22 protein-coding genes and 4 pseudogenes are annotated in these 21,050 nt (G+C 60.4%); 11 read left to right on the plus strand and 15 right to left on the minus strand.

Annotation, left to right across the window (positions count from 1 at the left end):
* Window positions 1–12 precede the first annotated feature (12 nt).
* The 4 genes and pseudogenes from HJB82_RS20045 to HJB82_RS20060 all read left to right on the plus strand — a co-directional run bounded on the left by HJB82_RS20045 (window position 13) and on the right by HJB82_RS20060 (window position 3,057).
* Window positions 13–657, plus strand: a complete 645-nt coding sequence (locus HJB82_RS20045; protein ID WP_207583303.1) for a TetR/AcrR family transcriptional regulator — start codon at window positions 13–15, stop codon at window positions 655–657.
* A gap of 76 nt (window positions 658–733) precedes the next feature.
* The gene (locus HJB82_RS20050) at window positions 734–1,177 is read left to right on the plus strand and encodes a MarR family winged helix-turn-helix transcriptional regulator (protein ID WP_207583304.1); all 444 of its coding nucleotides are present in this window, start codon (window positions 734–736) and stop codon (window positions 1,175–1,177) included.
* Window positions 1,178–1,213: 36 nt separating this feature from the next.
* Entirely contained in the window at window positions 1,214–1,960 is a 747-nt protein-coding gene (locus HJB82_RS20055; RefSeq protein ID WP_207583305.1) for an NADPH-dependent F420 reductase, read from the plus strand.
* A 276-nt stretch (window positions 1,961–2,236) separates the two neighbouring features.
* Window positions 2,237–3,057 (plus strand): annotated as a pseudogene (locus HJB82_RS20060) (oxidoreductase).
* Between the two features lie 52 nt (window positions 3,058–3,109).
* On the opposite strand, the gene HJB82_RS20065 reads toward HJB82_RS20060, so the two are convergent.
* Window positions 3,110–3,937 carry an oxidoreductase gene (locus tag HJB82_RS20065; protein ID WP_221141150.1) on the minus strand — a complete coding sequence of 276 codons (828 nt, stop codon included), beginning with the start codon at window positions 3,935–3,937 and terminating at the stop codon, window positions 3,110–3,112.
* An 80-nt stretch (window positions 3,938–4,017) separates the two neighbouring features.
* Here HJB82_RS20065 and HJB82_RS20070 point away from each other — a divergent pair, with 80 nt between their 5' ends.
* Window positions 4,018–4,941 (plus strand): AraC family transcriptional regulator, encoded by a 924-nt coding sequence (locus tag HJB82_RS20070; RefSeq protein WP_221141152.1) that lies wholly within the window; start codon window positions 4,018–4,020, stop codon window positions 4,939–4,941.
* Window positions 4,942–5,089: 148 nt separating this feature from the next.
* Here the strand turns inward: HJB82_RS20070 and HJB82_RS20075 are convergent, their stop codons facing one another.
* A complete protein-coding gene (locus HJB82_RS20075; RefSeq protein WP_221141154.1) occupies window positions 5,090–5,785 on the minus strand; it encodes a class I SAM-dependent methyltransferase in 696 nt (231 codons plus the stop codon).
* A 419-nt stretch (window positions 5,786–6,204) separates the two neighbouring features.
* On the minus strand, window positions 6,205–6,678 hold the full coding sequence (locus HJB82_RS20080) for a nucleoside deaminase (RefSeq protein WP_221141156.1): 474 nt from the start codon (window positions 6,676–6,678) through the stop codon (window positions 6,205–6,207).
* 303 nt (window positions 6,679–6,981) lie between these two features.
* Between HJB82_RS20080 and HJB82_RS20085 the strand changes: the two genes are divergently transcribed.
* Window positions 6,982–7,830 carry a glycosyltransferase family 25 protein gene (locus HJB82_RS20085; protein ID WP_221141158.1) on the plus strand — a complete coding sequence of 283 codons (849 nt, stop codon included), beginning with the start codon at window positions 6,982–6,984 and terminating at the stop codon, window positions 7,828–7,830.
* A 4-nt stretch (window positions 7,831–7,834) separates the two neighbouring features.
* Here the strand turns inward: HJB82_RS20085 and HJB82_RS20090 are convergent, their stop codons facing one another.
* The gene (locus HJB82_RS20090) at window positions 7,835–9,232 is read right to left on the minus strand and encodes a HAMP domain-containing sensor histidine kinase (RefSeq protein ID WP_207583312.1); all 1,398 of its coding nucleotides are present in this window, start codon (window positions 9,230–9,232) and stop codon (window positions 7,835–7,837) included.
* A 3-nt stretch (window positions 9,233–9,235) separates the two neighbouring features.
* Window positions 9,236–9,913: a winged helix-turn-helix domain-containing protein gene (locus HJB82_RS20095; protein ID WP_207583313.1), complete on the minus strand. Its 678-nt coding sequence runs from the start codon at window positions 9,911–9,913 to the stop codon at window positions 9,236–9,238.
* A 240-nt stretch (window positions 9,914–10,153) separates the two neighbouring features.
* Between HJB82_RS20095 and HJB82_RS20100 the strand changes: the two genes are divergently transcribed.
* A complete protein-coding gene (locus HJB82_RS20100) occupies window positions 10,154–11,485 on the plus strand; it encodes an alkyl/aryl-sulfatase (RefSeq protein WP_221141160.1) in 1,332 nt (443 codons plus the stop codon).
* 238 nt (window positions 11,486–11,723) lie between these two features.
* Here HJB82_RS20100 and HJB82_RS20105 read toward each other — a convergent pair whose 3' ends face one another.
* From HJB82_RS20105 to HJB82_RS20115, 3 genes are all read right to left on the minus strand, one after another.
* The gene (locus HJB82_RS20105) at window positions 11,724–12,203 is read right to left on the minus strand and encodes a hypothetical protein (protein WP_207583315.1); all 480 of its coding nucleotides are present in this window, start codon (window positions 12,201–12,203) and stop codon (window positions 11,724–11,726) included.
* Window positions 12,204–12,273: 70 nt separating this feature from the next.
* Window positions 12,274–13,095 carry an MBL fold metallo-hydrolase gene (locus HJB82_RS20110; protein ID WP_207583316.1) on the minus strand — a complete coding sequence of 274 codons (822 nt, stop codon included), beginning with the start codon at window positions 13,093–13,095 and terminating at the stop codon, window positions 12,274–12,276.
* Between the two features lie 223 nt (window positions 13,096–13,318).
* Window positions 13,319–13,756 (minus strand): GNAT family N-acetyltransferase, encoded by a 438-nt coding sequence (locus HJB82_RS20115; RefSeq protein ID WP_207583317.1) that lies wholly within the window; start codon window positions 13,754–13,756, stop codon window positions 13,319–13,321.
* A 297-nt stretch (window positions 13,757–14,053) separates the two neighbouring features.
* On the opposite strand from HJB82_RS20115, the gene HJB82_RS20120 reads away from it, so the two are divergent.
* Complete coding sequence (locus HJB82_RS20120) at window positions 14,054–14,860, plus strand: sulfite exporter TauE/SafE family protein (RefSeq protein WP_207583318.1); 807 nt, start codon at window positions 14,054–14,056, stop codon at window positions 14,858–14,860.
* 54 nt (window positions 14,861–14,914) lie between these two features.
* Here the strand turns inward: HJB82_RS20120 and HJB82_RS20125 are convergent.
* The 4 genes and pseudogenes from HJB82_RS20125 to HJB82_RS20140 form a co-directional block, all read right to left on the minus strand.
* A pseudogene (locus HJB82_RS20125) lies at window positions 14,915–15,034 on the minus strand (transposase domain-containing protein); the annotation flags it as partial.
* Between the two features lie 416 nt (window positions 15,035–15,450).
* Window positions 15,451–15,981 (minus strand): sugar O-acetyltransferase, encoded by a 531-nt coding sequence (locus tag HJB82_RS20130; RefSeq protein ID WP_207583319.1) that lies wholly within the window; start codon window positions 15,979–15,981, stop codon window positions 15,451–15,453.
* A gap of 150 nt (window positions 15,982–16,131) precedes the next feature.
* Entirely contained in the window at window positions 16,132–16,668 is a 537-nt protein-coding gene (locus HJB82_RS20135; protein WP_207583320.1) for a DUF992 domain-containing protein, read from the minus strand.
* Window positions 16,665–16,967, minus strand: coding sequence for a hypothetical protein (locus tag HJB82_RS20140; RefSeq protein ID WP_221116976.1), 303 nt, complete (start codon window positions 16,965–16,967; stop codon window positions 16,665–16,667). The genes HJB82_RS20135 and HJB82_RS20140 overlap by 4 nt, the downstream gene beginning before the upstream one ends.
* On the opposite strand from HJB82_RS20140, the gene HJB82_RS20145 reads away from it, so the two are divergent.
* On the plus strand, window positions 16,966–17,256 hold the full coding sequence (locus HJB82_RS20145) for a hypothetical protein (RefSeq protein WP_221116977.1): 291 nt from the start codon (window positions 16,966–16,968) through the stop codon (window positions 17,254–17,256). The two genes, HJB82_RS20140 and HJB82_RS20145, sit on opposite strands and share 2 nt — an antisense overlap.
* A gap of 332 nt (window positions 17,257–17,588) precedes the next feature.
* Entirely contained in the window at window positions 17,589–18,026 is a 438-nt protein-coding gene (locus HJB82_RS20150; RefSeq protein ID WP_207583322.1) for a VOC family protein, read from the plus strand.
* Between the two features lie 106 nt (window positions 18,027–18,132).
* On the opposite strand, the gene HJB82_RS20155 is transcribed toward HJB82_RS20150, so the two are convergent.
* The 3 genes and pseudogenes from HJB82_RS20155 to HJB82_RS20165 form a co-directional block, all read right to left on the minus strand.
* Window positions 18,133–18,333, minus strand: coding sequence for a hypothetical protein (locus HJB82_RS20155; protein ID WP_207583323.1), 201 nt, complete (start codon window positions 18,331–18,333; stop codon window positions 18,133–18,135).
* Window positions 18,334–18,550: 217 nt separating this feature from the next.
* Window positions 18,551–19,033, minus strand: a pseudogene (locus HJB82_RS20160) (adenylate/guanylate cyclase domain-containing protein); the annotation flags it as partial.
* Between the two features lie 463 nt (window positions 19,034–19,496).
* Window positions 19,497–19,991 (minus strand): annotated as a pseudogene (locus HJB82_RS20165) (response regulator transcription factor); the annotation flags it as partial.
* Window positions 19,992–20,389: 398 nt separating this feature from the next.
* On the opposite strand from HJB82_RS20165, the gene HJB82_RS20170 reads away from it, so the two are divergent.
* The gene (locus HJB82_RS20170; RefSeq protein WP_221141162.1) at window positions 20,390–21,049 is read left to right on the plus strand and encodes a response regulator transcription factor; all 660 of its coding nucleotides are present in this window, start codon (window positions 20,390–20,392) and stop codon (window positions 21,047–21,049) included.
* Window position 21,050 lies beyond the last annotated feature (1 nt).

A 21,050-nucleotide genomic window follows, 5' to 3' on the forward strand; every position in this document is an offset into this window, starting at 1 on the left:
CCGGAGGCGGTCATGACTTTTGCGGATCCGACAGCAACTGACCTCGAGCAGTCGCGGACGCGGATACTCGAAGTGGCGGAAAGGTATTTTCGGCGGATCGGCTATCATAAGACGTCGGTCGCCGACATCGCCGCCGAACTCGGCATGAGCCGCGCCAATATCTATCGCTTCTTTCCCTCGAGGACGGCAATCAACAGTTCCGTCTGCGGGCTGGTGGTCAAAGAGGTTGCTGAAATCGCTCTGGCAATCGCACAAACCGATGCGCCGGCGAGCAAAAAGCTGGCGGATCTCTTGACCGCCATTCATGGGCACAGCGCGAGAAGGCTGGTGGAGGATAGACCCATGCACCAGTTGCTCGTCGCCGCCGCGGATGGAAGTTGGGCAACCATCAACGCCCATAATGAGCAGATCCTGGCAATCCTCAAAGCGCTTGTCCGCGAGGGTGTGCAGACAGGCGAGTTCAAGGTTGAAGACGCCGACGAAGCCGCGCGCGGCATCATCACCGCCTTCCTGCCGTTCTTCCATCCGGTTCTGGTCGAGCAGCGCGTTCAGGAGGGTGAGGCGACCGCAGTCAGCGTCCATGCCCAAATCCGCTTCATCCTGACAGCGCTCGGCACGTCAGACCGCGCGACGTCACCGAAAGGGATCAGCGCGTAATTTAGCGCTGCCGGCCTTGTTCTTTCCGATAAAGCCATTATCTAGCACACTAGATAAATGCACACTAGATGAAGCCATGTCGAACAACGAGATCGCATCCCGCCGCGCGGTCGGCACCCAACTTTCGTTTGCGCTTTATGGCGCCGCCAATCGGATGGCGCGCCTTCACAAGCCATTTTTGCAGCCGCTCGGCCTGACATTCCCGCAATACCTGGTGATGCTTGAACTTTATAGCGGTACGCCCCGCGCCGTTGGAGAGTTGGGTTTAAAGCTCGATATGGACACCGGAACGATCACGCCGCTGCTGAAGCGTCTGGAATCGGCCGGCACGGTGACCCGGACGCGCGATCACCATGACGAGCGGCGGGTGCTCATCCATCTGACCAAAGCCGGTGAATCCCTGCGCGAGGAACTTTGGGCCGTCACCGACAAGATCAAAACCGCCTGCCAGCTCGCGGACGAGGGGCTGGCCGATCTGCGCGACACGCTGCACGCATTCGCTCGCCCCGCCCGCGATTGAGCCGGGCGTTCCTCCACATCAGAGAAAGGACATCCCATGAAGATCGGGATCATCGGCGCTGGAAATATCGGCGCGACGCTGGCGAGAAAATTCGCCGCCGGCGGCCATGAGGTCAAGCTCGCCAATTCGAAGGGGCCGGACACCATCCGCGATCTTGCCGGCGATATCGGAGCGGCCGCCGTTTCGAAGGAAGAAGCCGTCCGGGGCGTCGAGGTGGTGGTTCTTTCGATCCCATTCGCAAGCTGTCGCGATCTCGGTGGGCTCTTCAATGACGTGCCCAAAGAGGTCGTGGTGATCGATACGTCAAACTATTATCCGTTTCGCGACGGTGCGATCGCGGACGTCGATGGCGGGATGCCCGAAAGCGTTTGGGTGAGCGGGCAAATCGGCCGACCCGTCGTCAAGGCGTGGAATGCCGTACTGGCGGCAACGCTCTCGGAGAAGGGGCGGCCTGACGGCACGGATGGACGCATCGCCATTCCGGTTGCAGGCGATGCTCCGGAAGCCAAGGCGACTGCCATGGAGCTGGTTGAGGCCACCGGCTTTAATGCGCTGGATGCAGGAGGGCTGGCGGAGTCCTGGCGTCAGCAGCCCGGCAACCCAGCCTATTGCACCGAGCTTGCAGCAAGTGAGCTGGAAGAGGCGCTGCGATCGGCGGATCGATCCCGCGCAGCCGATCATCGCGACGCCCTGATCAAGGAATTCTTCGCGGCAGGCACGAGCCTGACCCACGACGAAATGGTCGCTCGAAACCGAGCCGGGACTGCCGCTCCGAAATCCTGAGTTCGTGAGGCTCGTGCTGCTTGGTCACCTCGGCGGGCCGCACGGGCTCGGCGTTATGCCCCGGCGCGTCCGGAGGCGTGATCACCGAAAAAAATCTCCGTAAAGCAAAAAGTGCTTGATTTTATATTTCGATTGACATCTAAAGTGTAGATAGATGTCGATCGAAATCTTACGCGCTTGGATGCCAGGTTCTGCTGTCCTTTGCCGACAGGGTGAAAAGTCCGACCTTTCTAGCGAAGCCCGCAATCAACCACTCGCGCCCAACCAGGAGCATCCATGTCTCAAAATAAAGTTGTCGTCATCACCGGGGCATCCTCCGGAATAGGCGAAGCTCGGCCCGTCTTCTTGCCCAAAACGGCTTCCAGGTGTTTGGCGGCGTGCGTAACCCGCAGCGCGTCAATGCCATTCCCGGCGTGCGTTATGGGACTGCCGACGTGACCGATGACGCCTCGGTCTCCGATTTCGTTCAATGGGTTTTGTCCGAGGCAGGCAGGATCGACATCCTGATCAACAATGCCGGCGTTTCGCTGGTCGGCCCGGTCGAGAACACGTCGCCTGCCGAAGCTCAAGCGGTCTTCGATACCAATGTTTTCGGCCCTCTGCGCATGATCCGCGCGGCCTTGCCCTCCATGCGCGCCGCTCGGAGCGGTCTGATCATCAATATCAGCTCGGTCCTCGGCTTCCTGCCGGCCCCGTTCATGGGATTATATGCCAGCAGCAAGCATGCACTCGAAGGACTGTCGGAGTCGCTGGACCATGAGATCCGAGAGTTCAACGTGCGCGTCGTGCTGGTTGAACCGACCTTTACCAACACCAAGCTCGATGTAAACGCGGCCCAAACCGCAGCGCCCCTGGGCGCTTACGCCACGCAGGCCGACGCGACCATCAAGGCGGTACAGGCCCAGATCAAAACCGCGCCGTCGCCACTGGCAGTCGCCGAGAAAATCCTCGCCGCAATCAACGGTCCATACAAAATGCGTCAACCGGCCGGTGGCCAGGCGACGCTTCTCAGCCGGCTGCGCCGGTTCATGCCGGCAAACGCGGTCGACAGCAGTCTGCGAAAGACATTCGGCTTCGCAAAGCGCAAGGCGTCGTAAGTCTTGGCCCAAATATCCGGGGCGCCGGGTGCACTTGCCGCCTTCCTTCCTGTCACCCATCGGTCGAGAGGGTGACAGGCTTCCATGCTTCGATCTCCTGGCTGAGGCGGGCGATCCTGCCCGTCACATGCTTCAGCGCATCGCTGCCGAGCAGAAGTTGCGGCGGTGGCGTGTCGGATTCCACCAGCGCCAGGACGGCGGCGGCCAGTTTGGCGGGATCGCCGAGCTGCTTGCCGCTGACCGCCTGCCGCGCCTGGCGGATCGGATCGAACAGGCCATCGTAATCGGCGATCGTCCGCTCCGTGCGGACCATCGATCGACCGGCCCAGTCGGTTCGGAACGAGCCGGGGCAGAGCGTCGTCACATGCACATCGAACGGCGCCATTTCCGAGCGCATCACCTCCGATATGCCTTGCAGCGCAAACTTGCTGCCGCAGTAATAGCCGATGCCGGGCATGGTGATCATCCCGCCCATCGAGGTGACGTTGACGATGAACCCCTTGCGTCGGGCGCGGAACCTCGGAAGAAACGCCTTGGCCACCGCCACCGCGCCGAAGACATTCACCTCGAACTGACGCCGCATCTCTTCGATCGGCGACTCCTCGAGCACGCCCTCATGGCCGTAGCCGGCATTGTTGATCAGCACGTCGACCGGCCCATGCGCGTCCTCCGCCTGGCCGACCACGTCAGCGATACGGTCGAACTCGGTGACATCGCAGAGGACCGGCCGCAGGGCAGGCAGGGCTGCGGCGAGCGCTGCGCGTGAGGCCTCCGAGCGAACGGTGCCAATCACCCTGTGGCCGGCCGCGACCGCCGCCGTCGCAATGGCCAGCCCGAAGCCGGAATTGGCGCCGGTGATGAAGAAGGTCTTTTTCGACATGATCTGCAAACACTCCTTGATTGCGGGTGTTTGACAAATAATATGAAGCGATCGGTGCTTCGATGGCGGATTGTTTGAATATGTTGCCAAATCCTATCAACGATCGAAACCCGTCGAGGCGGCGAGAAATGGTCGAGCTGGCCGCAGCGCTCGCGCCCCGCCATGGTTACAATCCGATGGCGCTTGGCTCCGTCCGCATCTTGCGGACCGAAGCGGTGCTCGACGACGTGCCGGTGCTCTACAAGCCAGGCGCGGTTTTCGTCCTGCAGGGCAGCAAGCAGGGCATCCTCGAAGGGGAAGTCTTCGCTTACGATGAGGACCATTATCTGGCGGTGTCGCTGCCCGTTCCCTTCCGGATGAAGTCGACGGCCAGCGCCGAGCGACCGTTGCTGGCCGTCTATGTCGAGTTCGACATGCAGATGGCGGCCGAGATCGCCCTGCAGGTGGAAAAACACGCCGAACTGAGAAGCGACGCGCCGAAAAGTCTGGTGTCGAGCCGGATGGCTGGCGATATCGAGGATGTCCTGCTGCGGCTGCTGACGGCGCTTCGCAGCCCCGCCGACGTCGCCGTGCTCGGCGCCGGCCTGCTGCGTGAACTGCACTACCGGGTGCTGGTCGGGCCGCAAGGCGGCGCGATGATCGCGGCGCTGCAGCAAAAAGGCAGATCCGGAAAGATCATCCGGAGCCTCGCCTGGTTGCGGGAAAACTTTGGCTGCGAGATCGCGGTCGCCGATCTGGCCAAGGAGGTGGGCATGAGCATTCCCTCCTACCATGTCCACTTCAAGGAACTGACCGGCAGCAGCCCGATGCAATATGTCAAAGCGATCCGCCTCCACGAAGCACGGTTGATGATCGCCCGCCAGACGCGCACGATCGCCGAGGTCGCAGCCTCCGTCGGCTACGCCAGCCCGGCCCAATTCAGCCGCGACTTCAAACGCCATTTCGGCCGCACCGCATCGGAAGAGACAAAGTGGGTCCAACGCCATCTGGGCGAGGTGGGGTGAGGATCACTGGGGGTGGGGCAGGAGTGGGCCGCACAGAGTATCGAAGTGCATGGCTGTGTTATGACGCACCTCCGCACGGCCCATCATACTTACGATTGGCGGAGGCTGTTGTTCCCGAGCGGAGGGAAAATTTTTATCATCCACATCGTCATGTTTTCACCACCGAAAAGAACAGGAACCGCGGCGTCATCGTCAGGCTCCGATAGGCCTCAGGGAATAGCGTCCGGGCGCCAGGATCTGGCTGCGGCTCGCTGACGATGTCGATCTGAAATCCAGCCGTTTTGAGTGCGTCGAACATGGCGTGCAGCGGCCGATGCCAGAAGCGCATGGCGATCTGCTTTTCGCCGCGCTGCCAGGTCTCGTCAAAACTGTAGGTCTCGAAATAATTGTCGCGGCCGCTCGACGGGTGATCCATGAAGGGATGGTGTGTCGAGAAAACCAGGCGGCCGCCTTGCGGCAGCAGCCGGTTGAATTCCATGAGCGGCCCCGACCAGTCCGGCAGATAATGCAGCACCAGCGAGGCGAGGATCAGCTCGAACGCCTGATCCTCGAACGGCAATGCAACGCTCAGATCCGCCTGTAGCAGGCGCGCCCGCCCCTCGAGGCGACGTTGCGCGATCTGCAGCATGCCGGCGCTGCAATCGATCCCGGTGACATCTGCCCCGCGCGCAATCAGCTCTGCCGCATGCGCCCCGCCGCCGCATCCCGCATCGAGCACCGAAAGCCCGGCGACCTCGCCGACCAAGGCAAGAATGGCCGGCCGCTCGTAATAGGCATTCCAGGCATTGACCTCATTATCCGCGTCATAAGCCGCCGCGAAGGCATCATAATCATTCTCGGCCAAGATTTTCCCCTTCTTCACTGACCGCTTCGGCTCATTGCCGCCCATGTCCTGACACAACAGTGTATTTATCCCAAAGCTCACCCCACGCTCCGTCCTCCTCGGGCTTGACCCGAGGATCCACGGCGGGCTCCGTCGGCGGCGGGCATGGATCCCAGGCTCAAGGCCTGGGATGACGGAGATTGGGGATGTGTTTTCGCCAAACTCCCGGCCTGCGCAACGGATGGCGCGTCGGCGTTGGATGTGAACCGCAGTCTTTACGTTGCCTCTCCCGCCATTCCCGATGCTATTTGCCCCAAAGCTCACCCCACACTCCGTCCTCCTCGGGCTTGACCCGAGGATCCACGGCGGCATCCGTCAGCGGCGGACATGGATCCCAGGCGGAGGTTGGGGGCGCGGTTTCGCCAAACTTCCAGCTGAGGCTAAACCTTGCCCAGATGCTTCGGCCAGAATTCCTGATGCACTTCGGCGGCTTCGTCTTCGAGGTTCGTCGGGCCAACCACGGTGACGATGCGCGCGCCGGTTTGCAGGATCGCCCGGCTCGGCACGTTCAATCCGATCCCGGCGATCTCGCCAAGCCGGGCTTCGGAGCACGCAAACACCATACGCCCGATGCCCGACCAGTAAATCGCCCCGGAGCACATCGCGCACGGCTCCGTGCTGGTGTAGAGCGTGCAGTCGGCGAGAAAACCGGTGTCGTAGTGCTGCGCCGCAGATTTAACCAGGTTCATCTCGGCGTGGTTCGTCATATCGTGGCCGGTGAAGACGCTGTTTTCGGCGCGCAGGATGATCTCGCCGTCCTTCACCAGCACCGAGCCGAATGGTTCGTCGCCTCGGTCCATCGCGGATTTCGAGAGGGCAATCGCCTCGCGTAAAAACGGCTCGTGGTTTTCCATCAGATTGTCCCCAAGAGTTAGAGCGGGACGAGTCTGTCTTGAATCGGCGGGATTTCCAAGGGCTGCAAATCCGATTGAGGATCGGCGATCCGGATCGCGGCAACCGTCTTCTTGTCGCTTAGCAAAGTCTGCCGTCTGGGAACCGCCGCCGGATGTCTCGTCCGGGTGCAGGCGCCCGCACGTCAGCCGCCCCACACTCGAACCCTTGCCACCTTACGAAAATGTATAGCCCCGGCGAGGTGCCGGTGAGATTTCGAGCGCAGGTTTGGCGCAGTCATTGCCAAGTCGAAGGCCAGATTTCTCATGAACATGCGCGCTACACCTGCCGCCCTGATGCCGGCGATCCATCCGGTCAGTCTGCGGGTCAACACCTATCTGATCAATCTCGACCGGGCGCCATTGCGGCGGTTTCGCATGGAGCGCCTGCTTTCCGGCATCGGCCTTGCCTTCGAGCGGGTGGCGGCGGTGGATGGCGCAACGCTCAGCCTGCCGCATCCGGATTTCGACGAAGCCTCCTATCTGAGCCGGCATGGCCGCCGGCCGAACCTTTTCGAGATCGGCTGCTATCTCAGCCACGTCGAATGCGCCTGGCGCTTCCTCTCCGGCGATGCCGAATTCGCCCTCATTCTGGAAGACGACCTCGATTTCGACGATGACCTCGCCGATGTGGTGGAGGCTGCCCTTCAGCATAAGGAGCGCTGGGACATCCTGCGTCTCTCCACCGTCAACACCGGGCGCAAGCACCAAGTGGCGCCGCTGACGGCATCGCGCTCGCTCGCCATCGCGCTGACCCGCGAGAAGGGCTCCGGCGCCTATCTGATCAACCGCAAGGCGGCCGGCTGGATGGTCGGCGCGCTGCTGCCGATGCGGCTGCCCTATGATCTCGCCTTCGACCTGGAATTCGACGAGGGCTTAAGCGCCTGCTTCGTCGATCCGCTGCCGGTCAGCCAGAGGGCGGATGCCAGCTCGCAGATCCAGTCAGGGCTTTCGGCCTACCGGCTTGGCCGCCGCCGGCCGTGGAGCGTTCTGCCCTATCGCACTGCTGCCGAAATACGCCGCTTTGCAGCCCGCTTCAGCCGCCTCGCGGTGTCGAGGGTGAGCGGTCGGGACCGCTCACCCGGGATGAAAGGTCAGGATCGCTCGCCGGGATGAGCGGTCAGGATCGTTCTCCCGAGAGTAGGGGGAAGGCGATCGAGACGATGAGGCCGGGTTGACTGTCTCCCATGGTGATCTCGGCCGCATGCAGCTCGGCGATCGCCTTGACGAGGCTGAGCCCGAGCCCGCTTCCGGGCGTCGTCCGGCTCTTGTCCAGCCGATAGAGCCGTCGGAAGACCTTGTCCCTTTCGCCGGCGGGAATGCCGGGGCCGGTATCGGCGACCGAGAGGATGGCGCGATCGTGCTCACGGCGCAGCGAAACCGTGATCACCGTTCCAGCCGGGCAGTGGTTGATCGCATTCTCCACCAGGTTGGCGATCATCTGGGTCAGCAGATCGCGGTCGCCGCGGATGATGGCGGGAGCGCGCGCCGTTATCCGCAGCGACTTCTGCGCATCTTCGGCGACGTCGACATAGACCTCGGAAATCACCGCAAGCACGGCATCGAGATCGGTCGGCTGGAAACGCTCCTTGCGGGCGCCGGCCTCGATCTGGGAAATGCGCAGCAGCGCCTCGAAAGTGGCGTTGATCCGGTCGCTCTCGTTTCTCGCTTCGTCGAGAAGGACCGACACATCCGCCTGCCGGTCATTGCCCGCCACCGCGGCATCGAGCGTCAGCCGCAGCCGGTTCAGCGGCGTTTTCAGATCATGGGCGATATCGGTGCTCACCTGCCGCATGCTCTCGACCAAGGTCTGCAGCCGCACCAGCGCCGCGTTGATCTGGATCGCCACCGTATCCAGATCGTCGCCGTTGCCGCTGATCGGAATGCGGGCGTCGAGCGCGCCGTGGGACACGTCGTTCATGGTGTTGGCCACCCTGTCCAGCCGCGCCTGGGCGCGAACGGCGAGAAAGGCGCCGCCGCCGATCGCCGTCGCCACGACGATCGCCGCGGCCCATTCGAAACTTTCAAGCACGATCCTCAGCATCTCGTCGACATCGTTGAAGTTGTCGCCGACCACCAGGCTGTAGGGGCCGATCGTCGACACCTGCATCCGGTAGCGTTCATGCCCCTTCAGCCCGACATCGCCCGAGCTGACGGTATAGACGCCGTTCGGGATGGGCGGTGCGGCGAAATTGCCGGCGAGCTTCTTGCCGGCATGGTCGGTCAGCGAATAAAGCCCGTCGGAGGTCGACTGGAAGCTCGCATAATTGTTCAGCGTGTTGACGAGATCCCCGGTGTCACCGGGCTCGTAGGTCGAAACGATCAGCGAATTCATCTCGGTGAGCGACTGTTCGAGATCGCGGGAGAGGCCAAGGTCCAGCATGTGATAGATGATCGCGCCGCTCAAGAAGAAGGTGACGACGAAGAGCAAGCCGAAGGTGACGGCAAGCCGGAACGGCGTGCTCCGGCGCAGGCTGGAGAACGATGCCAAAAATCCTGTGGGGTTGGGAGCCATCATGTTCTAACGCGGCGCATGCAGGCTGTATCCGGTGTTGCGGACCGTGTGCAGAAGCTGGGCTTGGAACGGTCTGTCGACCTTGGCCCTCAAGCGGCTGATATGGGTCTCGACGACGCTGGTCTTCGGATCGAAGTGGAAATCCCAGACCCGCTCCAAAAGCATCGTCTTGGTGATGACCCGGCCTTCGCCGCGCATCAGCACTTCGAGCAGGACGAACTCACGCGGCTGCAGCTCGATCACTTGGCCGGCGCGGCGGGCTTCGCGGCGGATCAGATCGAGCTCGAGATCGGCAACCTTCAGCACCGTCTTCTGCTCCTGCACCGGCGGCCGGCGGCCAAGCGCATTGACGCGCGCCATCAGCTCGGAGAAGGCGAAAGGCTTGGTGAGATAATCGTCGCCGCCCGCCTCCAGCCCTTCGACCCGGTCGTCGACGCCGCCGATCGACGTCAGGAACAGCGCCGATGTGCCGATCTTGGCAGCCCGGAGCGAGCGAACGATCGCCAGCCCATCGAGCCCCGGCAGCATGCGATCGACGACGATGACGTCATAGGCCTCGCGCTGCGCCTGAAACAGCCCATCGCGGCCGTCGCCGACCACGTCACAGACGTGGCCTGCCTCGGAAAGGCCCTTGGCGATATAGTCGGACGTCTTGGTATCGTCCTCGATAAGCAGGATTCGCATCGGCCCGATCGTTCCCGACATGCCTGGAGCGGGCAATTTAGCCGAGGCGCCGGCTTGGCCACAACTTACGGATTGGTAAGGTGCGGGGGCCCTGCTCAGTCAGGGCCTCCTGCCGTGGAATTATCCCGCAGGGTATATGTTTCCAAAGGCTCTATAGGTTCAATTGCGGCCATGAAGTTCTCGACCTCAGGCCCCCGATTAGTAAGATGCCTTCGCGACGACAGACGGAAACGGGATGCCATGACCATTAAACCTACACTCCAAACCGGCTCTCAAGACGAGTTCATTGGTAGGGAGAAGCTGATTGCCCATTCGGAGGAATTTCGGCCACGCGTCGTCCACGTCACCGACGGGGTATATGCCGCCATCGGCTACTCGGCGAGCAACGTCACCTTGATTGCCGGCCGGGGAGGTTCGATTATCGTCGACACCGCCGCCAATCCTGTTGATGCGACGGCCATCGTAGAGGCGTTTGGTTCTCACCTCGTTCGTCCCGTCAAGGCGATCATCTATACCCATAATCACCCCGACCATACGGGCGGTGCGACTGTGTTCGCGGGCAATGAAAACCCAGGAATTTATAGCCACGAGCTTTTGCGTTCTGCGACACCCAGCATGGGTCGCGGTCAGCGCGATGGAGGCGATGCCTTCGGCATGCATCTTCCGGCCGAGGACTTCATCAACGCGGGCACGCAGTTGGAATACGGCAGGACGATGCCTCATACCCGCCAAGGTTTTTTGCCGCCGACCAATACGTTCGATGGTGATGAGAAACCTATCACTATCGCAGGTATCGCACTTCAACCGATTTTGACCCCTGGGGAAGCGGACGACAACATTTCGGTATGGCTCCCGGAGCAAAAGGTACTCATCGCCGGCGATGTCTTGCTGAAGACTTTTCCGAATATCGCTCCGTTGCGCGGCCTGCCGACGCGCCCGGCAGATAAGTGGATCGAGAGCTTGGACAAGCTGCTCTCGCTCGAAGCGGATTTTATTGTACCGGGCCACATGGGTGTGATCGAGAATGCGGCCGATGCTCGCAACGCACTGACGGCTTATCGGGATGCCATCAAGTTCGTGTACGAAAAGACGATGGAAGGCATTGCCAAGGGTATGACCCCTGATGAGCTGGTACAGCAAATCAAGTTGCCTGAAGAGCTAGCGCAGCATCCCTACCTGCAGGAATTCTATGGGACCGTGCCGTGGTCGATCCGTGGCATTTATTGCCACAATGCAGGCTGGTTCGATGGTAACCCAACCAATATTTGGCCCCTTCCTGCGAAAGAGCGAGCGGGAAAACTCGTAGCGATGTCGGGCGGCTCCGCCAAAATGCTGGAAAGTGCTGAAGCGGCGCTCGCAGCCGGTGAGTTTCAGTGGGCTGCAGAGCAAGCGGACTATCTGCTCGACCTCGAGCCCGGCAACCGCGCGGCGATGACAGTCAAGATGAAAGCGCTGCGCGAGCTAGGGGAGCGCCAAATGAACGCCACTGCTCGAAACTATTATCTATCGGTCGCCAATAACTTGAAGGCTCGCTATCTGGACGACGGTGATGGTCTCCGTAGTCCAGCCTGAAGAAACGGATGCATAATCGTGTAGATATAACGCGCTACTGCGCGAAGTTGCCGTCCGTCATGGTGGCAGCCTTGGGGCGGCTTGCTCAATGAGCGAGAGAGATGGCGCTTAAACCCAAGCTCGTAAAATCCGCGCAACTACGCGCCATTCAACGTCGGTTAGATCATAGCGGCTCATCCTGGAATCTGAATCAGGTTCCGCTACTACAGGAAAGTCTCAGCTCCAAACGAACGCAAAATTAGACCGTCAGGCTAGGGATGAAAGACCACTCCTCGGCCATGAACTCAAGCGTTTCGTCGCGAAAATAATAGAGGAAATGTCGGGAGTTAGCGGTGTCTGCCCGGATTGTCTCCCAAGGCACGGCATCGCGGATCGTGTCGTGGCCAACTAACTCATAGAACTCGCCCCAACGCGGGGCTATGCCACTGTAGCGACCATGGCCATCTACCTTATACCATTCATGATCGTTGGTGTCGTCCCAGCGCCACCGGCTGCAACCAATGAAGCTTAGAGTGCCCCATGTCTCATCAAACTTCGGACCGGCCTTCGAAAATAGGTTCAAAGCCCTGAGAATACCCGACGGTTTTCTGTCTTGCACGGGCCTATACGAGCGGAAACAGACGTTGACCGAGGGGCCTGCAACTGAAACCTGAGGCTCTGGCGCATTTGGCTCGGCGACCCAACCTTGGCCGAGCTGTTGTTCTACAAACTTAAGCATGGACTACGACTAGTCGATTTGCATGACGGGTTCCACCCAGGGCGGTCATCAAGACTTATGGGTTCACGGCCTAGTCCTGTTGTGGGTCGGCCTCGATCGCCCGGATGTATCTCGCGATTGATCGCTCCACGACATGCGATCCTTCGCGTTTGATCGTCCTGCCTGAAAATCCTCCATAGATCGCCTCGAACCGGAAGGGACGCACCGCTTCTCCTATGCCTTTCACCGCGCGCGCATTTAACGGTATGAGGTTCGGATAACTGCGCATGAAGCTGACATATCTGCGATCGAGGGTTACCTGCATTGTGTCACCAGCAAACAGCGCACCCCGTCCGTCTTCCAGCCAGGGGCAATAGAGCACCGAACTGCCGGCGAAATGGCCGCCGCAGCGGACCAGGGTCGCCTGGTTCAATTCGAAGATTTCGCCCGTCCATGGGCTGAGTGCCGGCCCTGATCTCCGCACCCATTGGCTATCATCGGCGTGGACATAGACAGGCACGTCGCCAAGGGCTTCACTCCACGCCATCATCGACGAATAGAAATGCGGGTGCGAAATCGCGATGGCCGCAAGGCCGCCCATGGCAGCAATTTTCGTGATGCTGGTCTCGTCCAGCAGGCTGAGGCAGTCCCACAGAATATTGCCGTCGGGGCCTTCGATGAGGAAGGCTCGCTGGCCGATCCCGAACTCTGGTGACATCTGAAGAGAGTGAAGGCCCTTGGCTTCCTCGGTCCAGAGTATTTTATGGGTCGAGCCGATGACCGCCATGTTCGTCCATGCCTGACCTGATGGCGGCACGAACTGTCGATCATCTTCGCAAACGGGACAGGCAGAGGGTGGCTCCGTGCTTTCGCCGAACTGAGTGCCGCAGGCGGTGCAGATATGACATGTCATGGTCAGGTTCCTCGCAAGCTTGGTACGTGTTCAGGGCCAGCATCCCGGTCGTATTCGACGATTTGGCCGGGATCACGTCGGTAGAGCCACAGCCCACCCGCGTCCCGGAACAGCTTCGACAGGACATGCAATCCGATCATCCCGCGCGAGCGCCCAGGCATGAATATCGGCATCGCTGTCGATTTCACCTCGCTGACGCCCGCCGGCATCCGGCACGGCTCTGTCAGCGTTCGTAGCGGATGAAAGAGGTGCGTCGCGCCAGCGTATCGTAGAGCGCACGACCATCGGCGTTGAACTCCTGCGTCATCCAATAGACGGTGGCCGCGCCGGACGCATCGGCGTAGTCGTAGACCGCCTTGATCAGGGCCCGCCCGGCGCCACTGCCGCGCGCCTCAGGCGAAACGAACAAATCCTCGAGATAGCAGACGTCGTTGGCTGCCCAGGTCGATGGATGGAACAGATAATGGGCAAACCCGATCAGAGCGCCGTCGCGCTCGGCCACCAGCCCATGCGGCTGGCATCCGGGATCGACCAGGCGCGAAAAGGCGAGCGACGTGAGTTCCTCCGGCAGGCGGTGGCGGTAGAAGCGCAGATAGCCTTGCCAGAGCGGCAGCCATTGTGCCTCGTCCGGCGAAGCGATGGGGCGGATCACGGTCGTCATGGGGTGTGGCTTTCAAGGTTATCTGGCACTGAATTCATCCAGTGCCATTTTTGCGATGAAAATCACAACAATTCTCGCCGCAAAAGTCAGGATACTTACATATGTACAGAGACGGATGACGTGAAGAGCGCACTCGGCGACATAGGCAGGTTGACCGAGAAACTCATGTTCTGGGCGCCGCATGGTTCGCAGGTTTGCCATGCGCCACTCGCGGTGACACGCGCCATGCTACCCTTGTCGATGCGCGGCTTCCGGGTCATAGGTCATGGCCCGTGATTTCCTTGAGAACATAACGCCATGGCCGATCCCGCCTTGAAGGACCTTTCCAGCAATCGGCCAGCGGCGTTTATCTGCGGAGCGGCTATCGGCACCCTTGGTGGCCTGATCGGACTTGGAGGAGCAGAATTCCGTCTGCCCCTTCTGATCGCTCCGTTCGGCTTTGCAGCGTTGGAGGCGGTGATCCTCAACAAGGCCATGAGCCTAGTCGTCGTAGCATTCGCTCTGCCATTTCGGGCGGCGACGGTTCCTTTCGACCAGATTGCGGCGCATTGGCCAATCATCGTCAACCTCCTGGCCGGAAGTCTCGCGGGTGCCTGGCTCGGCGCGGGCTGGGCGACGCGACTGAAGTCCGAGACGCTCTACAAGGTGATCGCCATCTTGCTGCTCATGATCGCGGGCGTGCTGGTGTTAGGTCACGACATCTCAGCCGGGTCGGCCCTTGTGACGGGGACTGCGCAGATCATAGCAGGCGTGGTCGCGGGGCTCGTGATTGGTATCGTGGCATCCCTGCTCGGGGTCGCGGGCGGCGAGCTTCTGATTCCAACCCTCATTCTTCTCTTCGGCGCAGACATCAAGCTCGCAGGTAGCCTTTCCCTGGCTGTCAGCCTGCCGACGATGGTCGTCGGCTTTACCCGCTACAGCCGTGACCAAAGCTTTGCCGTCATCAGAAGCAACCGTATGTTCCTGCTCGTCATGGCCCTTGGATCGATCCTTGGCGCGTTTATCGGCGGACAGCTCCTCGGCATCGTCCCGAGTGTCGTGCTGCTGCCTGCCCTTGCTGTGATCCTGGTGATTTCCGCAATCAAGGTATGGCGGCACGCATGACCGCGGGCGTCCTGCCGCAACCTCATGATCTTCAGCGGTCCTGCGACAGGAATCTGGCAGCAGTTGATCGATCCGGCTCTGTCTGTGGCCGTTGACGATGGCGGTGAGCGTGGCGGTCCGATAGGCCAGCGGATCAACGCCGTTGAGTTTGCAGGTCTCGACGAGCGAGGCGATGGTCGTTCAGCTCTCTCTCAACCGTCGCCAAACTGATAAGGGGGGTTGACGGTATCGTGCAAAAATCAAGAATTCTGCCCGATGCGGTTGGCCTGGAATGGCAGGGCTTTTCAGAGTGGACTGTGTGAGAAGAAGCACGGGGCGGGTTCGCGCCGCCGTGTTTTATCGTTCGAAATTCGAGGTTTCTGCTGCTCTACTGACGGCGGCGTCGTCCCGCGTACCTGCTGTTTGCGGTCTAAACCCATGCTCATGATGATGCCACCTATTCAAGGGGCCATCAACTACGGGCGTGAAGACAAGTAAAGGGTCAATGTTCGAGGCCTATTCACACTCAAACCACGAGGGACTGATTGCGGCCAGCTGCATTGAGAAGGAAGCCCGGTTTGGGCCAATGTCGGACATGGCGAGAGGCTCGACTACAGATGCTTGATCACTCGGGCTGGCACCCCGGCTACCATAGAGTTCGCCGGGACGCTTCGACTAACCACTGCACCGGCTGCAATTACGGCATTCTCACCAATGGTGACGCCTTGGAGGATGGTAGCCGCAGCGCCGATCCAGACATTCTTGCCAATGATGACAGGTGCCGCAGTGATACCGTTTCGACGCTTCGAAGGAGACACAGGGTGTCCCGCGGAAACAATGGTTACCTTCGGCCCTATCATTACGTCATCGCCGATAGCGATGCCGCCCATATCCATGAAGTGGCAACCCTGGTTGATGAAGACGTTGGCTCCCACGCTTATGTTCAAGCCGCAGTCGGTCGAGAAAGGAGGGATCACCATGAACCGATCGCCCACTGGCTTTCCTACTAGCTCTTCAAAGGCGGAGCGCAGGCCGGGAAGATCGTCGAAGCCGATCGCGCTAAGTCTTGCCGATAGGCGGACCGCCCGTTGCACATTTTCAAAGCGGGCGCGACCTTCGGCGGAGCGGGCTGAACTTGTCATATGCTGGTATCCCGGCGATTCGGCGCAATTATAGATGATGTCATTGGAAAATGAGAGAAAAGTGCTTTAGCCCATGTCCGCTATGGGCTAAAGGAGGCAAGCACCCTTGGCCGCTTCACGCAACTCCTAGATTCGCGTTTTAGGCAATTCCTAGCGCTGCCGCGCAGCCTTAAGCTGGAGACGGGAGACGCCTGCAGCCACATTCAGGCCGGTTCCGGCTTCACCGCTGAGTGGTTGCAATGCGTAGTTTTTCGCATTTCCTCCCACCAGCGCGTTGGCACCGAGGCCGACGCCGACGGACGCACTGGCTGACGCGCCGACATAGGTACCCGCAAGGGCGCCGTCGCCTACGCGCGTAGGGGCAGTATTGACGACGACCCAGCTAAGGTACGATTTGCCGGTTACGCCGATATCAAGGCCGAGCTTTCCGATCGTACCGGTGTAGTGCTCAACCTTGCCGGTCTTCTGCTTGAAGCTGCAGTCGATCGCCTTGCTCGAACCGAGGACCATGCCGACGCCACCTGCGACTTCGCAAGACAGGGTTCCAAGACGGGTCTTCGGTGTATTTACGACCTGCTGAGCGGCATGCTTCGGTTGCTTGGGCTGGCTGGCAGCCTCTGCTGCCGGGACGAACGAGGGAACGACGCCGAGGGTAGCTGCGGCTGCGGTCATCATGAGCTTGTTCATGGGATTTTCCTTTCATGAATACCGCGGTAAACGCATTCCAACAAACTTCGTTCAAGCGCCGACTGGGGCTTTTCCTTCGAGAAGTCGACAACCCTGCCGGATTCGAAGCGGCGGCCGCCGACGTAGATCCGGGCGGCGGACTGGTATGCGGCGGCTTCGCTGCCCGGCGGACGGACGACGGCGATCGATAGCTGTAACCGCTCCGCCCGGTACGGAACCGTCGTCAGCAAGCTCATCGAGGAGGCGGCACAGACCGCGGTTTCGAACAGCGGCGACTGGGAGAGCACCGGGAGCATCATGACGAGGCTCGTGAAGCCCGGAGGCGATTATCATCATCTCCGCGTCCTCGTCGTCGACGAGGACGGCGTCTGCAAGATTTCGGGCCGCACGATCCAGCGTGTGCTCGGCAAGATGAATGCGTTCGTCCGTGACTTCTTGCTGTTCGGGGCGGACTACGCCGAACGAAGGCACATGCGCGCTCTGCGTCAGGTCGCCGCACGACCGAGCGTCTCGAAGCTCTGCGCGCCGACCCGTTTCCCACGCTCTCGCTGGAATTCGATGATGGAGAACTTTGTCAACAGGACCTAGTCCGGCATAACTTGACGCTGTGGACTTGAATTGAACACAATCAGCGGCTACATACTGCCCATCGGCATCGCTGGTGAGTGCTCCACAGGAGCGTTCGCGACGCCGAAGTCGTTAATCTGCCCTTGACCACGGATGTACTGGCACTGGTGTGAAGAGCGATGTTGAGAAGGTCGGTGCGTTTCGCCCGGCCTTTTTTATTGTTCGGAATTGCAGAGTGCGCGCCCGATCGATCCTTCCAGACATTTTCCCTAAAGATTCTGATAGCGATGTCGGGAGCGATGGCCCATGCACGTCCTGGAAGGAAATCGAACGACAAGGGGGAGAGTACAAGCATGGCGCTCAAGCGGATGGACAACGTAGGGATCGTCGTCGAAGACCTCGACGTGGCGATTGATTTCTTTCGCGAACTGGGCCTCGAACTCGAAGGGCGGGCCACGATTGAGGGAGAGTGGGCCGGGCGCGTCACCGGACTGGGAGATCAGCATGTCGAGATCGCAATGATGCGCACGCCGGACGGACACAGCCGGCTAGAACTCTCCCGCTTCCTGCGGCCGACTGTCGTCGCCGATCACCGCGATGCCCCGGTTAACGCGCTTGGCTACCTCCGTGCCATGTTCACCGTCGACGACGTCGACGAGACGCTTGGACGACTGCGTGCGCGGGGCGCGGAGCTAGTGGGCGAAGTCGTTCAGTATCAGGAGTCCTATCGGCTTTGCTACATCCGCGGGCCTGAGGGGCTTCTTGTCGGACTCGCGCAGGAGCTCAACTGAGCAGCAAGAGCGGTTCAGCTTTTCACGGAAGCGCAGAACCGCTCTAAATTTTTGTTTTTACGCAATTCCGGACGGAAAACCGCTTCGCGCTTTTTCTGGAATTGCTCTAGCCATCCTTCGCCCGTCTCCACTTCACGAGATATCCAAACCCCGGCACGATCAGGATGCCACCGATCACCCATTCGATCAGGGTCAATGGACGCTCGTCCGGATCGTGTCCTGTGAGATAGAGAAAAAGAAAAAAGCCTACGAAGCCCGCAGCTATCAGAGCCAGTGCGATCAGCAGGTCCTTGCGCGAACTTTGCATGGAAATCCTCTTCGAGAGTTTAGATTTTCGGGGGAGCAAGCTAGTGGACTTAACCGGCCGTGGCGGTTCTTCGAGAAGCTGGAATGATGGGCACCTTTCCGTTGCTACACAATTCCGCATATTTCAACACTCGCAATCGAAGATCATCGCTTAAGACTCGTGCCATCATCTACCTCTCCAAAGTGAATCTTGAATCGGCTTCGACCTGCGCCGTCATTCATCGATCGCAGGATCTGCTCTCGTCGCTGATTTCCCCGACAAGCTCCCATATGTCGACCTTCTCGGCGCGTCCCTTGACCGGGGCCAGGCCGAAGGGGCGAAAGTCGAAGCGGTCGGCGACGGCGGCGCGGGTGGCGGCGCTTGTCAGGATCGATGTGTTCAGATCCTTGTTCATGCCTTCCAGCCGTGATGCCACATTGATCGTATCGCCCATCGCCGTGTACTGCTGACGCGAAATCGCCCCGAAGCTGCCGACGACGGCCGGGCCGGTGTGCAATCCGAATCGCGTCAGGAGCTCGGGGCGGCCATTGCTGAGATTGGCTTCGTTCAAGCCGTCGACCGCCGCTTTCATCGCCAGTGCGCATCGCCAACCATGTTCGGCATGGCTGATATCGTCGACCGGGGCATTCCACATGACGAAAATGGAATCGCCGAGATATTGCACGACGGCCCCGCCATTGCGCTCGGCAATGCTTGATAACTCATGCATGGCGGAACGAATGGCGATGTCGGATGCTAAGATAGCGGCTGGTCTGCCGGTGGATTATTTCGATTACGGAAAAGGGCGACACGAAGTCTCATTATGGTGGGTGCGCTATTCACAGTAGACTCAGAATAAGCGGTCAACAGCCATCAACCTCTGCATAGATGTCAACACCTGAAACTCATGGCAGCGCTGGCCGAAGTGGGCCGTGTCGCGCTCGTTGCAGTCAGTCAGCCACACTTCTCGCGGATGACGCCGCGCGGTGATCCGCGCGGGCTGAAGACTTTATCGATGAGTGTTATCTCTTAAATCCCCGACCCATCGAGCTGCTGGGCGTCGTCGCCTTCCCAGGGGGAGGGCATCGAGATGCGAGCGAGATTGGCCGAGGGCATCGGCATCCAACACTTCAATTCCGGCTCGGCATATTCGATGATCTGCCCCGGCGAGGAATCAGAGGCGCGCCAGCCTTCTGCGCCTCGAGCAGGGTGAACTCGCGCGGCTGCAGCTCGACCACCTGGCCGGCGCGGCGGGCTTCGCGGCGGATCAGATCGAGCTCGAGATCGGCAACCTTCAGCACCGTCCTCTGCTCCTGCACCGGCGGCCGGCGGCCAAGCGCATTGACGCGCGCCAGAAGCTCGGAGAAGGCAAAGGGTTTGGTGAGATAATCGTCGCCGCCCGCCTCCAGCCCCTCGACCCGATCGTCGACGCCGCCGATCGACGTCAGGAACAGCGCCGATGTGCCGACCTTGGCCGCCCGCAGCGAGCGGACGATCGCCAGCCCGTCGAGCCCCGGCAGCATGCGATCGACGACGACGACGTCATAGGCTTCGCGCTGCGCCTGAAACAGCCCATCGCGGCCGTCGCCGAGCACGTCGCAGACATGGCCTGCCTCGGAAAGGCCCTTGGCGATATAATCGGACGTCTTCCGATCGTCCTCGATAAGCAGGATCCGCATCAGCCCGATCATTCCCGGCAGGTGTGGGGGTAATCTAGCTGAGCGGGCAGTTGGGCGACAACTTACGGATTGGTAAGGTGAGGGGCGGGTGGGCAGCTTCCGGCGAACCGGACGCCGCCAGCCGATCGATGACGGCCTCGTCCAAACGTCGTTGTCCGCGAGATGTCAAAGTCGATCGCGAAACGCTGACTTTTGCGACGTTCTATTTGTGCCAGATAGAACTCGCTCAAACCAGATAGAACTCGCTCAAAATGGTGTGTGCCAAACACAGATCACAATAAAGGCCGCTGTCCTCGGCAGAAGGCACTGCTGGAAAATTCGATCTTTATGGTTTTCATGCTTGTCGTCTGCCCAAGTCAGCAGAAGACAAATTTCACCAGACCGCTTACGTTTGATAGATGAGATTGTTGCTTGTCGAAGATGACCGGATGATTGCCGAAGCCCTGCTGAAAGGGTTGGAGCGGCGTGCCATGTCCGTGGACTGGGTGACGGACGGAAAGACTGCGCTGGAAGCCGTCGGCCTCGCGGAATACGGCGTTGTCCTGCTGGATCTCGGACTGCCCCAGATCGATGGCATGCAGGTGCTGGAATCGATCCGCAAGGCAGGGAAAGGCGTCCCCATACTAATCCTCACGGCACGCGACGATCTGCCAAGCCGTGTGAGGGGCCTTGACCTCGGCGCCGACGACTATGTGCTGAAACCTTTCGAGCTCGATGAGCTGTTGGCCCGTATCCGGGCGGTGATGCGCCGCAAGGCCGGGCATACCCAGTCGCTAATTCAGGCGGGAGAGGTGACGCTGGATCTCGCAACGCATTTTGTCACGTTCAGGGAAGTAACGGAAACCCTGTCTGCGCGGGAATTCGCGCTGCTGCGGGCACTTGCAGAGCGACCGGGTCTGATCCTCTCGCGCAGTCAGCTTGAAGAGCGTATCTACGGCTGGGGCGAGGAAATCGAGAGCAACGCGATTGACGTTCTGATCCATTATATCCGCAAGCGCTTCCATAAGGATGTTATCCGCAATGTGCGCGGCGCCGGCTGGATGATCCCGAAGGCCTGAC

It is taken from the genome of Rhizobium sp. NZLR10, assembly GCF_019685125.1.
Taxonomy (GTDB): Bacteria; Pseudomonadota; Alphaproteobacteria; order Rhizobiales; family Rhizobiaceae; genus Rhizobium.